The organism is Ktedonobacteraceae bacterium (assembly GCA_035653615.1).
Lineage (GTDB): Bacteria > Chloroflexota > Ktedonobacteria > Ktedonobacterales > Ktedonobacteraceae > DASRBN01.
The window spans coordinates 167,763-180,051 of the sequence record DASRBN010000019.1 but is presented as its reverse complement, the minus strand read 5'-3'; the positions used below and the strand labels follow the sequence as shown (position 1 = coordinate 180,051).

The window sequence follows — 12,289 nt, the reverse complement described above, 5'->3', positions numbered from 1 at the left end:
CTACTCTCTATACATCTTGACTGCAAAATTGCGGAAACTTTCCAACGTTTCACCCGATAAGGGTATCGATGGCATCAATGTTAGAGCATACCCCATGGGAAGGGAGATTGCAACCGGTGTCAAGCGTCTCGCCACAACCTTCGTAATTGCCCTTTCCCAGACTACCGCATTCTCAATAGAAGTCAAGAGATGACGGGACTCTAGCTTCCAAAGAAACGGGACGTTTAGCCCATATTGTGAGCCGATAAACTGGTCGATATAGGTATCTGGCAACTAATGAGTTTCGGAAAGTTTGCCTTCATAGGAAGCGAGGTACTACATTATGCAATTTCGACGCCGGTTTGCCGGCATCATCGTTCTACTGATTCTACCAGGCATGTTTATTGGACTGAACGCAGTCAGGTTACAGGTGGCAAGCGCGAATGCCATATTGAAGCCGCACCATAGTCCGGCCAAAAATAGCCTGCAAATACTGCCCAGAAAGCAGAAGGCGCTGTTGGGCGTGCCTGCCAACACTATCTCACTGTACGAAAACACGACCAATAACGTTACGATGTACAACCAGGGATGCGGCGCCGCCCAGGGAGCGCCCGGATTGATCATCCTGGACTGGGGCCAGCCGGTGTATTTTGGCGGGAACGTGTACGGTACTTACGACTTCGGCGGCCATGACGATACAGATACCGCCATTATGCACGCCGTGGCCAACTTCGCCCAGGGCGTCTGGTACTGCCGCACTCGTTACACGGATATCGCCATCGCCGTCGGCGAAAGCAACTACTACTCCGATAATGCAATTCCCCTCACCACCTGGGCCTGGTACGCCGATGGCCAGCAGTGGGGCGAGATGATCAACACCTTGCAGAGCTTTATCAACGACAACCATTATACGGGCGTGGTCGGCATCAACGGCGCCGGGGACCTGGAAGTGGAGTGGAACAGCTTCACGCTGACGAGCAGTCTCGTGAACGGCTATAACAGCGTCACCCGCCATGTCTACTTCGATTTCGGCGACGACTCCCCCGGCTGGTGGAGCAATTACCAGGTCTGGTACATCGCCTATGGCGCCACGGACCAGTTGCCCCTGCCGGAGATCTACTACAACGCCGACGCGACCTACGACTGGGAGCCGCTAAGCATCTGGGCCTGCTACAACGAGGGTGAACCCATGTACTTCAAGGGCACGATGGCCGAGAACGCCCCCGGCACCAACTCGCCCTACCAGGCCTTCGTCGATATGTACAACGCCGAAGCCTCGAATAGCTGCACGGCCAAAGACCTGCCCGGCATGATCTTCTCGACCGAGATCTTTTACGCTCATTAGCCAGAGAGAAACGAGAGCAACATGCAGAAACGCACCGCTAAACGTCGTCGCGTAAAAACAAGAAAGCTGGTCGCCCGGCCCGGCATACTCTCCCTCCTGCATCGCGGCTGGAAGCCGGGCGCGCTGGCACTGCTGATCGCCTGCATGTGGCTGGCAGCATATGCTGCCAGCAGGAACCAGCCCTCAACCATCGCTGCTACCACTTCTGCGCAGGCAACAAACGCCTTCTATGAAACGCCCACGGAGAGCCGCAATACGCCCATCGCGCAGCAAACGGCAGGTGTATTGCCGCTCTCCGTGGGCGGGCCGATTCCTGTACCGGCCAACGTGTTCCATCCCACCAATATTGCCCGCGTGATCGTTAACGATGTGATGATGTCTATTTACGCCGGTTCAATGGCACGCGCGCCAGATACCGGAGCGCTGGTCATCTTACGAGAGAATCTAAAGACGGGTCAGCAAAGCCTGCATATGTATGAGACCACAAAAGGGGTTGGGGCGCTGACGATTGTGGGAGTGAGGAACGGGGTGGTGATGCTTGATGCGGGTAATGGTGAGCGGGGGGAGTTTGATCTGGGGCGGGGGGAGTTCCGGTTTTTAGGAAATCACCAGAACACGCTCTCTTGAACAAACGTTTCATGTGTGGTATCCTCTAAGCAGTACCGAGACTTTGGAAGAGTGTTTGAGCGCGAGATGGTCTACGTGGGGGTGAGCGCCGGGAGCATGGTGGTGACCCCAACTTCGGAGAGGCCTATCACAGGGGAGACGACGATAGTGATGGTGGAGCCGTCCCTGCCTACGCCTGAGTTTGTGGTAATTGTTGCACTGAGTAGTGGGAGTGAAAAACGTAACAAGCCTGAAGCTAGTCTAGAAGCTGTTTCAGGCTTGTTATTTCGTTCGGGAACCATAAAAAAGTGCCAAGGGACGGAATCGAACCGACGACACCAGCATTTTCAGTGCTGTGCTCTACCAACTGAGCTACCTTGGCATGCTTACTTCCTGTGAAAGGTCTCTCGCTCTCCCCCTCACGCGACACACTATAGCATGGCCTCTCCTATCCGTCAAGACCCTTTTTGGCCGAATTTTGTAACACCAATCCCCCCAAAGCAATCTTTCAGGCCTTTACCACGTTTAGCCCTTTTGTCCTACATTTCAGATTGTTTCAAGCTTACTCATCCTGTCCATATACTAATATGCACATCAGTATACATTTATTTGGTTGCGGGAACTGTGACCTGACTGAGTACGTGAGTTTTTCCCGCGACGCGGCAGTCGAATAGTAAATAGAAGAGGGGTTAATTGCAGATGCAAGTACACCAGCGAATCTGGCACTATCTTCAGCAGCATCGAATAGCCAGTATTGTGATCGGACACATCTCGGTGATCGGGATACTGGGCTTACTCGTCCTGGGGAATGGGTTGGGGATGAACATATTTGGCGCCTTCGCGCAATCCGCCTGCTCCAGCGGGGATCAGACGTATATCGTCGTGAGCGGCGATACATTGGGAGGCATCGCGGCCCGTTATGGTACAACCTGGCAGAAACTGGCCACCTATAATCATATTCCCAATCCCAATCTGATTTACATCAATCAGAAAGTGTGCATCCCAGGCGCACATTTAGGCGGCTCCGGTGGCTCCGGCGGCTTGAACGCGCCAAAAGGCCTGGGGAATTTCTTCCCCTATGGCCAGTGTACGTGGTATGCCAATCAGCGTTACTACCAGTTGCACGGCATTTACGTGCCGTGGACGACGCAATCGGATGCCTGGCAGTGGACCGCGCGCGCCTACCAGTTTGGCTGGCACGTCTCAAGCTCGCCAACGGTCGGGGCTATTGTGGATTTGCAGCCATGGGTGCAGGGAGCGTATAGCCTGGGGCACGTAGCCGTGGTCGAGCGCATCCTTCAGAATGGGAATGTTATCGCCAGCAATATGAACTGGGGCATCTATTACTGGGAGGTAACATATGTGCAGTTTTCTCCAGGCCCTGGTGTAACGTTCATCACCTATTAATCGGCACATAACAGTAAGACAAGGGTAAAGCCGGCGGTTCAATCAGGTCACAACCGCCGGCTTTTTGATTCTTGCTTGTGACTCTATCTATTCGGCCTCATCCTGTTGCGCCTGTACCTTTTCTACTGTCACAAGCAGCGACCGGGGAGGCAGAGCAAAGAAAAGCGCCAGGATGAACGTGAATGTCAGGCTAGCAGGCGTATTGAGCCAGGCTAACCCGAAAACAACCAGATAGAGTAGCGGCCCGAACAAATATTGCCTGCTGATAGCATTTACCGAGTGCTTATCGGCATCTTTGCTGATGAGGCGATTGTGATAAGAGGCATAGCGCCACAGAAGATTAAATGCAATCGCCATCAGCAGGTTTACCCCCGCATAGAGCACAGTCGATACGTGCTCCCCCTGATTATGTGAATATTGCTGCGCCAGCAGCGCTGTAGGAAAAGGGATAAAAACGATTACTAGAAGGAGCAAGAGGTTTAAAAGCATCAGGCCGGTATCTGTACGCCGGATGTGTGTAAAAAGCCGGTGATGATTAATCCACATAATGCCTATGGTCAAAAAACTGGTGACAAAAGCCAGCAAGGCCGGCCACTGATTACCCAGGAAGGAAGCCAGGCCCGCGTCTTGTAATTGCGTATCGGACGGTAACCTGATATTCAAGACCAGCAGGGTAATCGCGACGGCGAACACTCCATCGCTAAAAGCTTCCAGGCGGCCGGTTTCTTTTTCTTCCATCCTCGATAGTCCTTATCTGATAATTTCATAGGCGTAGAAAACACAAGTTAGTATATACTTAAGCGAGGTTACTTGTCAGCAGGAATAAAGAAGGCCAGGGATGAAGCGGGAAAGAATCAGAAAGTCCTATAGAGACGAATTACCTCGCTCGCGCAGCACAGGGCAACCTGTCGATATCACATGTTTGCTTCCAGTGGTGAGGACGGAAGAAACTGGCGAATGATCAGCAAGAGTTCATCCACGTCAAACGGTTTATAAATCACGGGAATACCTTTCTGGCGCAGCGTTTCCTCTTGCTCCTGCATGGTCTGTACCGCTGCCGTGCAGAGGATGATGGGAATGTCTTTTGTTGGCCGGTAGAGCTTCAGTTTCTGCAATAAAAGCAGGCCACCATAATGCTCGCCCAACTTGACATCCAGGATGATTAAATCGGGATGCAGCGCCTCAATATCGGCCAGGTGCTCGTAGGGGAGCAGCGAAGCAAATACCTCATAGCCTTCAGATTCGAGCAGCAAGCGGTAGAGATCGAGAATGGATTGGTCATCATCAATAACCAGAATGCGAGAAGACATTCACGTCACCTCCCTTCCAGTTTAGGCAGGGAATCCATTTGTACCGTAAATATAGTTTTTTAAGGTTGAGAAAGCATGTAAGAGGAGCGAGGTTGGGTTATCTAACTGGTCATCATTCAAGAGCCACCGGCCTTTCTCATCACGCTCCTGATGGCAGAGCACTGATGGTAGCATTGCTGGCAGGCACAGCCGGGCTTACAATGGGATGATCAATAAACCAGGCCTGGCTATCGAACGGCTCCTCGCCTGGTTCGGGCAGCACAGGTACATAATGTCCATCTGCCTTTAGCTCGCTGGCATTCACGGTATCAATCATCACCTTATCGAGCAGGTTCTCGCGGATGGCCTGACGCAGCGCGGGGTCTTCAATCGGGAACAGCGTCTCGACGCGGTTGTTCAAGTTGCGCTGCATCATATCGGCGCTGCCCAACCAGATCTCCTCATTGCCGCCGTTGCCGAAGTAGAAGATACGACTGTGCTCCAGGAAGCGCCCAACTATGCTTATGACGCGAATGTTGTCGCTAACGCCGGGAACGCCGGGACGCAGGCAGCAGATACCACGCACGATCAGATCGATGCGCACTCCCGCCTGCGAAGCGCGATACAGCAGGTCGATGATCTCGGGATCAACGAGCGCGTTCATTTTGAAAATCAGGCGCCCATTGCCATGCTGCTTCTGCATATGCATCTCGCGTTCGATACGTTCCTCGATGCCCTGGCGTAAGCCAACGGGAGCAACCAGCAATTTACGATAATGGGTCTGCCGCGAGTAGCCCGTGAGTGTATTGAAGAGGGCCGAGGCATCCGCGCCGATATCCGGCCTGCAGGTGAACAGGGAGAGGTCTTCATAAATTTTCGCCGTTGTCGCGTTATAATTGCCTGTGCCCAGGTGAACATAGCGACGCAGCCCATCGGCCTCCCTGCGCACCACCAGGGCGATCTTTGCGTGCGTCTTGAGTCCTATCAGACCGAAAACCACATGCACACCCGCCCGCTCTAAAGCCTTGGCCCATTCGATATTATTCTCTTCGTCAAAGCGCGCCTTCAATTCGACCAGCACTGCTACCTGCTTGCCGTTCTCCACGGCATCTAAAAGCGTACTGACGACTGGCGAGTTTGTCCCCACACGATACAACGTCTGCTTGATGGCAAGCACGCCGGGGTCATGCGCGGCGGCACGAATAAAGTCGACCACCGCGTCAAAGGTATCGTAAGGAAGGTGAACGAGCCGGTCATGCTCGCGAATGGCGCCAAACAGGTCATGTCCTTTACGCAGCTCCGGTGGCGTGCGCGGCGTAAATGGCGTATCCTTCAAATCCGGGCGATCCAGGCTGTGCAATTCCATTACATCGCCCATCCCCAGCGGCCCATCGATAACCGACACGTCATCCGGCGTAATCTCCAGGTTATCGACCAGTAGATCTAGAATATCCTGCGGCATCGAAGGATTCACGGCAAGGTCTACGACGACCCCAAAACGACGCGCGCGCACCCCCTGCTCAATCGTTTCAAGCAGGTCGGAAGATTCGTCTTCGCGCAATTCGATATCAGCATCGCGCAGTACGCGGAAGGGATAGGATTCCCAGACATCGAAGCCCTGGAAGAGCATACTCAAATTGGCGGCAATAAGCTGCTCCATCCACACAAAAGCTACCGCCTGCTCTTTATTCCCTGAAAGAGGCACCGGTACCAGGCGCGGCAACGTGGGCGGAACTTTCACGCGGGCAAACCGCTTGGTGTCAGGGGGATCGGTGATTACAACGGCCAGGTTCAGGCTGCGATTCGAGATATGCGGAAAACGATGCCCGGCATCAACCGCCAGTGGCGTCAGCACCGGAAAGACCTCTTTTTCGAAGTAGGTACGCATGGCCGCCTGCTGCTGCTCATCAAGTTGCTCGTAATCGAGGATGTAAATATGCTGCGCCTCCAGCAAGGGCAAGAGCTCATCTTTCCAGTAGCGTCGCACCTCCTGTACGAGTGGTGCCAGGCATTGCCTCACCGCGGCCAGCTGCTCCTGCGCCGCCAGCCCATCCGTGCTAAGCGTTGTGACATGCGCGACGATCTGGTCTTTCAAGCCCGCCAGCCGGATCATAATGAATTCATCGAGGTTGGTTTCGAAGATCGAAAGGAATTTCACCCGCTCGAGCAACGGGTGGCGACTATCCTGAGCCTCCTGGAATACGCGCCGGTTAAACTCGATCCAGCTTAGCTCTCTATTAATGTAAAGTTCTGGGCGGCCTAAATCCGAAACGGGAGTGGCAGCCGTAAGATCATGATACATGTACGAAACGGTCCTGTGATCTACGATAGAAGGCACAATATGGCTATAAGGAATCCTCGAATATTTTGTTCGACTCCAATATCTCACCCAATATCTCATTTTATCACCTCGCACCCTCACAGCGCAATTCACCAGTGCCTCCATACATAAAACAACAGCGCCCCTTTACAGGGACGCTGTTCGTATTTGCCGGTAGCGGTAGGAGCGGGCTTGAATTATTGACCCCCACCTGAAAGGACTTTCACAAGCACATTCGCGATAGGCGTGCCCAATCCTGTGACAGCATCCCATCCTGTATGCGTGTTATAGCCCTGGATGGTCACCTGCTGGCCATTGCTTCCAGCGCCGGTGAAAGTGTTGTCCCCAACGGTAATATCGTGGAAGCAGGCTGCATAGAGGGATGGATTCCTGGCAATAGAGTAGAGTTTGGGATTGATGAAACCCAAACGCCCGTGCGCCGCCTGGTCAGCGATGGTGGTGAGAGCGGCCCACTGCGGAGAACCGGCGCTGGTACCACCAAAGATGAAGAACAGGTTTTTGCCCTGGCCGGACTCGCTCCAGGCCCCTAGCACGCCGCCATTTACGTCGCCATTGTAGGCCACATCCGGCACGCCGCGCCCCTTATTGCTGAAGAAGCCGCCCTGATAACCGGGACGAGCATAAATGGTGCTGAAGCCGCCGCCGCTGGCACCAAATGAATCGTTCCAGGCCGCCTCACCCTGGTACTTCCCGCTCTGGGGGTTGGCGTTCAGGTAGGTACCGCCGACGCTCGTCACCAGCGGATCGCTGGCCGGAGTAGATGCGCTGAGGAAGTAGGTGCTGCCGTCGCACGTCAGTTGAGCCGCGCCCTGGTCGCCGGAAGAGGCGAAAACCGTAATACCTTTCTGCCTTGCTTCCTCGTAAAGCGCGTGCTCCTGCGCCAGCAGGTTAGGATCGGCGCAGGTCTCCGCCTCACCGAAGCTCTGAGAAAGCACATCGCCCAGATTGTGATCGACAGCATACTTCGTGACATTGAACAGGTCCTGGTCCTGGTTGCTCAGGGCGAGTACCAGGTCAATCGTGGCATCCGGAGCCACGGCATGCGACCATTCAACATCAAGAGTGATTTCAGCCGACCAACCGACCTGGTTAGGATCGTTAGGATTCCACGGCGTCAGTCCATAGGGAGCAATGATATTCAAGGTTGGGTTATGCAGACCGAAGACGCTGTCGAACAGGTGCAGGTCATGCACGATGGTTGGACTCTGGAAGGCATCGATTATCACGATGGTTCTTCCCTGACCGTTCAAACCTTTATCCAGCAGCGGCTGGATGGCGTATGCGTTGCGAATCTGGTTCGGTCCATAGCAGCGTACAGGCGCTCCGGGAGCCTGGCAATTGAATTTGACATCACCATTGCCTAGTTGAGCACCGGCGCTCAGATATTTCGGGCTGACATTGACCGCGTGAGGCCGAATCGTCCCAGGGTTAGCGGCGTGTGCGTCAGCGCTGCTGCCATGGAAATAGAGCGCACCGGCAAAAAGGCCGAGCAGCATGACAAGGGCAATTCCTGCGCCCGCCATGCGGTTTGAATATTTGAAGCTCTTCATTTCGAAATATTTCCCCATTTCTTGAGTTTGAAGATGCGCGTTCAATAGCCTTTGCCATCGAACGATACGAGGACACTGTATTCCGAGGACAATTTACTACAAAGGAACGACAGCATGGGAAAGGTTCCAGCTAAGGAGTGCCAATGCTTCAATCAATACTGAAGCAAAGAACCTGGCAATCTCCCATTTCTGTATGCCAGTACCGCAAATATCTCCTTTCTAGTCCGGTCACTTATTGTTACCATTATCCTCCGCGCCTTGCCCGGAAATGGCCACAGCCTGATTATGCAGGAGAACAGGCGAAATTACCATGGAAGAAAGGTTAAGAACAGATTAAGATTGGGAAATTTCCGTTACACTTTGAAGTAGCCGAAATGTCGCACGCGCCATTGATTGTCTTGACAGTGCATAGCCGACTGATGTATCATCCTGAAGTGAGGTTTTTGTCGCTTTCACGTGCAACTCCGGGCGGTTGCTGAAATTGGTAGACAGGACGGACTTAGGATCCGTTGGCGCAAGTCATGAGAGTTCGAGTCTCTCACCGCCCACCTGTGGAACTGTCATTTTCGGATTCGGCGTCTGTGTCGCGTGATCCTTAAGGAATAAGCAGTAGAAGGAATAAGCGGGAGTGGCTCAGCGGTAGAGCATCTCCTTGCCAAGGAGAAGGTCGCGGGTTCGATCCCCGTCTCCCGCTCCAGATGTTCGGGCTGAGGGCAGGGTGGTGTATAGTGCATTTGACGTTTTCAGGTTCGGTAGCTCTCCTGTGCCCACAGGAAACGGTAGGCGCCAGACCCATCCCGATCAGGCATCTCTCAGCATACTTCTGAGCGTACCGGCCTGTTGAGGATCGAAATGGAGATTGAGAAAACGGACACCTGCCCGGTTGAGGATTTGAAAATGACGGATGTGCGCTTAAGAACATTATCATCACATTTGTGTTGGAGGAAACGTGAAGGTCTCGGTTGAAAAATTGCCTTCCAGTGAGGCTCTCGTTGCAGTTGATTTTTCCTGGGAAGAGGTACAGAAGGCCTCAGACAAGGCATATCGTAAATTGGTACAAAAGGTTGATGTACCGGGCTTTCGCCGTGGCAAGGCCCCGCGTTCGATATTGGAGCGCAGGCTCGGCAAAGAATCTATCTATCAAGAAGGTCTCGACGATCTGATGACCGAGACGTACCGCAACGCGCTCAAAGAGTACGATCTCACTCCTCTCGCGCAGCCGGAGGTGGATGCCCCAGAGTTTGAAATCGGCGAACCATACCATTTCACCATCAAAGTCCCTATTCTCAGCCCCGTCGAACTGGGTGATTACCGTTCGCTGCACTTTGAACGCGAGGAAGCCATCGTGACATCGGAAGAGGTTGAGCAAGAACTGGAGTCGATGCGCGACCAGCAAGCGCAATGGATAGAAGTCCAGCGCCCGGCGCAAATTGGTGACCGCGTCACGGTAGACCTCAAGCTGACCGTCGAGGACGCGACGATTTCTGATTTGAAGGACAATCCTTTTGAACTCACCGGCGAGCGGCATGGCCTCTTCAGCGGCATGGATGAACATATTGTTGGCATGTCCGCGGGCGAGAGCAAGACCTTTACCACCACCATTCCCGCGGACTACGCCAATGAGAAAATCGCCGGAAAAGAAGCCAGTTTCGCGGTGACGGTGCATAAGGTAGAATTTAAAGAGGCACCTGAACTCGACGACGCGCTGGCCGCGAAGGTCAGCAACGGCAAGTACGAGACGTTGGAAGACTTGCGCAAAGCCATCAGCGACAGCCAGCTAGAAACCAAGAAGCGCCGTATTCGTGATGAGCTGCGCGAACGCGTCGTCGATGCAGTTATCGAGCAGGCCCAGGTAACGGTTCATCACGTCCTCGTACATGAAGAGGCCGAAGAGATGATGCACCAGCTCTCACACCTGCTGGAGCAGCAGCGCATGTCTATGGATCAGTACCTGATGCTGATGCGCAAATCGCGCCAGGAATACCTGGAGGAGCTTGAACCGGAGGCCGAAAAGCGTGTCAAGCGGCAACTGGTGCTCGAGGCCGTAGCGGAGAAGGAAGAGATCGAAGTCACTCCAGAAGAAGTGGAATCGCTCTTCCGCGCTTATGCTCAGATCGGGCAAAATCTGCCGCAGTCCGAGGAGCAGATTCGCGCCATTGCGAGCAGCCTGCGCCGCGAGAAAGCGATCACGAAACTCGTCGCATTGACGACCGACCCCGATCCCGACGAGGAAATAGAAGAACAGGCCGAAGAGGAGGCCAGCATAGCCAACGCCGAGGCAGCGGCCCTCACAGGCGAGAAGGATGTCGAAGATATCATTGACGAGGACGAGGCTCAAGCCAGTGAAGCAGCAATCACTCCAGAGCCGACCGAAACCGAAGCACAATAGCAAATCATCGTAGAGCAGGTTTTGACTGAGGGAGAGGAAACAGACGTGGCAAACTCGAAGAGTATGCGAACAACCTATCGTTGTTCATTTTGTGGCAAGAGCCAGGACCAGGTGCAGCGGCTCATCGCCGGCCCTGGCGGCGTCTATATTTGTGATGAGTGCATCGATCTCTGCCGTGAAATTATCGAGGAAGAGCAAGCCACTGTAGCCAAGCCCCGCCTGCAAAGCGGCAAAATACCCACACCGAAGAAGATTTACGAGCAATTGAGCCATTACGTGATTGGACAGGAGCGCGCGAAAAAGGCGCTGTCCGTGGCCGTCTATAATCACTATAAACGTATCGGCGTCGGGATGCAGGTGGACGATGTGGAACTGGGTAAGAGCAATATTCTCCTCATCGGCCCTACGGGATGCGGTAAGACCCTGCTGGCGCAGACGCTGGCAAAAATACTGGATGTGCCTTTCTGCATTGCCGACGCCACCGCGCTCACTGAGGCCGGTTATGTGGGCGAAGATGTCGAAAATATCTTGCTACGCCTCATCCAGGCCGCGGACTTCGATGTGGCACGCGCCGAACGCGGTATTGTCTATGTCGATGAGATCGACAAAATCGCGCGCAAGTCCGATAACCCATCCATCACACGCGATGTCTCCGGCGAAGGCGTACAGCAGGCTTTGCTCAAGATTATCGAGGGCACGGTCGCCAATGTGCCCCCGCAGGGAGGGCGCAAGCACCCGCACCAGGATTTTATTCAGATCAATACCTCTAATATCCTTTTTATTTGTGGCGGAGCCTTCGAAGGGTTGGAGAAAATCATCGAGCAGCGCCTGGGTAGCAATAAGAGCATGGGCTTCAGATCATCCGCGCCGGTTGAAAAGGGCGAGAAATCCGTATTGTCGCAGCTGATCCCCGACGATTTGCTCAAGTATGGCCTGATCCCGGAGTTTGTCGGGCGCCTGCCCGTCGCCGTCTCGCTGGACAGCCTCGATAAAGACGCGCTGATTCGCATTTTGACCGAACCCAAAAATGCTATCGTGAAACAATATCAAAAGTTTTTACAACTTGATCGTGTCGAACTTGTTTTCACCAGTGATGCCCTCGATGCCGCTGCCGAAGGCGCCTTGAAGCAGCGTACCGGAGCGCGCGGCCTGCGTAGTATCATTGAAGATGTGTTGCTAGACGTGATGTACGAAATCCCATCACGCGCTGATGTGAAAAAAGTCATTATCAACGGTGATGTGATAAACGCCCATCATAAACCATTGCTTATCACACGCACGGAAAGGGCCACTGCTTATGATGAGTCTGCATAATGCAGGCTCATTCGATTTTTTCGATCAGAATTTTTCAGGTGACTTGCATATCATAAAAATCGTCAGAAA

The 12,289-nt window shown here is 53.7% G+C and carries 9 protein-coding genes and 3 tRNA genes; 7 read left to right on the top strand and 5 right to left on the bottom strand.

What is annotated here, in order from left to right; translation table 11 throughout:
• Positions 1-322 precede the first annotated feature (322 nt).
• Both VFA09_10595 and VFA09_10590 read left to right on the top strand, forming a co-directional pair.
• A complete protein-coding gene (locus tag VFA09_10595) occupies positions 323-1,324 on the top strand; it encodes a hypothetical protein (protein HZU67712.1) in 1,002 nt (333 codons plus the stop codon).
• Between the two features lie 21 nt (positions 1,325-1,345).
• Positions 1,346-1,951 carry a hypothetical protein gene (locus VFA09_10590; GenBank protein ID HZU67711.1) on the top strand — a complete coding sequence of 202 codons (606 nt, stop codon included), beginning with the start codon at positions 1,346-1,348 and terminating at the stop codon, positions 1,949-1,951.
• Between the two features lie 288 nt (positions 1,952-2,239).
• On the opposite strand, the gene VFA09_10585 is transcribed toward VFA09_10590, so the two are convergent.
• A tRNA-Phe gene (locus VFA09_10585) sits at positions 2,240-2,312 on the bottom strand.
• A 317-nt stretch (positions 2,313-2,629) separates the two neighbouring features.
• On the opposite strand from VFA09_10585, the gene VFA09_10580 reads away from it, so the two are divergent.
• The gene (locus tag VFA09_10580) at positions 2,630-3,337 is read left to right on the top strand and encodes a LysM peptidoglycan-binding domain-containing protein (GenBank protein HZU67710.1); all 708 of its coding nucleotides are present in this window, start codon (positions 2,630-2,632) and stop codon (positions 3,335-3,337) included.
• An 87-nt stretch (positions 3,338-3,424) separates the two neighbouring features.
• On the opposite strand, the gene VFA09_10575 is transcribed toward VFA09_10580, so the two are convergent.
• The 4 genes from VFA09_10575 to VFA09_10560 all read right to left on the bottom strand — a co-directional run bounded on the left by VFA09_10575 (position 3,425) and on the right by VFA09_10560 (position 8,517).
• Positions 3,425-4,075, bottom strand: a complete 651-nt coding sequence (locus VFA09_10575; GenBank protein ID HZU67709.1) for a TMEM175 family protein — start codon at positions 4,073-4,075, stop codon at positions 3,425-3,427.
• 176 nt (positions 4,076-4,251) lie between these two features.
• Positions 4,252-4,647 carry a response regulator gene (locus VFA09_10570; protein HZU67708.1) on the bottom strand — a complete coding sequence of 132 codons (396 nt, stop codon included), beginning with the start codon at positions 4,645-4,647 and terminating at the stop codon, positions 4,252-4,254.
• Between the two features lie 139 nt (positions 4,648-4,786).
• The gene (ppk1, locus tag VFA09_10565) at positions 4,787-6,928 is read right to left on the bottom strand and encodes a polyphosphate kinase 1 (GenBank protein ID HZU67707.1); all 2,142 of its coding nucleotides are present in this window, start codon (positions 6,926-6,928) and stop codon (positions 4,787-4,789) included.
• Positions 6,929-7,143: 215 nt separating this feature from the next.
• Positions 7,144-8,517, bottom strand: a complete 1,374-nt coding sequence (locus VFA09_10560) for a S53 family peptidase (GenBank protein ID HZU67706.1) — start codon at positions 8,515-8,517, stop codon at positions 7,144-7,146.
• A 466-nt stretch (positions 8,518-8,983) separates the two neighbouring features.
• Between VFA09_10560 and VFA09_10555 the strand changes: the two genes are divergently transcribed.
• From VFA09_10555 to clpX, 4 genes are all read left to right on the top strand, one after another.
• Positions 8,984-9,065: transfer RNA gene (locus VFA09_10555), tRNA-Leu, on the top strand.
• A 74-nt stretch (positions 9,066-9,139) separates the two neighbouring features.
• A tRNA-Gly gene (locus VFA09_10550) sits at positions 9,140-9,214 on the top strand.
• Positions 9,215-9,466: 252 nt separating this feature from the next.
• Positions 9,467-10,906 (top strand): trigger factor, encoded by a 1,440-nt coding sequence (gene tig, locus VFA09_10545; GenBank protein ID HZU67705.1) that lies wholly within the window; start codon positions 9,467-9,469, stop codon positions 10,904-10,906.
• Positions 10,907-10,951: 45 nt separating this feature from the next.
• The gene (clpX, locus tag VFA09_10540) at positions 10,952-12,220 is read left to right on the top strand and encodes an ATP-dependent Clp protease ATP-binding subunit ClpX (protein ID HZU67704.1); all 1,269 of its coding nucleotides are present in this window, start codon (positions 10,952-10,954) and stop codon (positions 12,218-12,220) included.
• Positions 12,221-12,289: the final 69 nt, after the last annotated feature.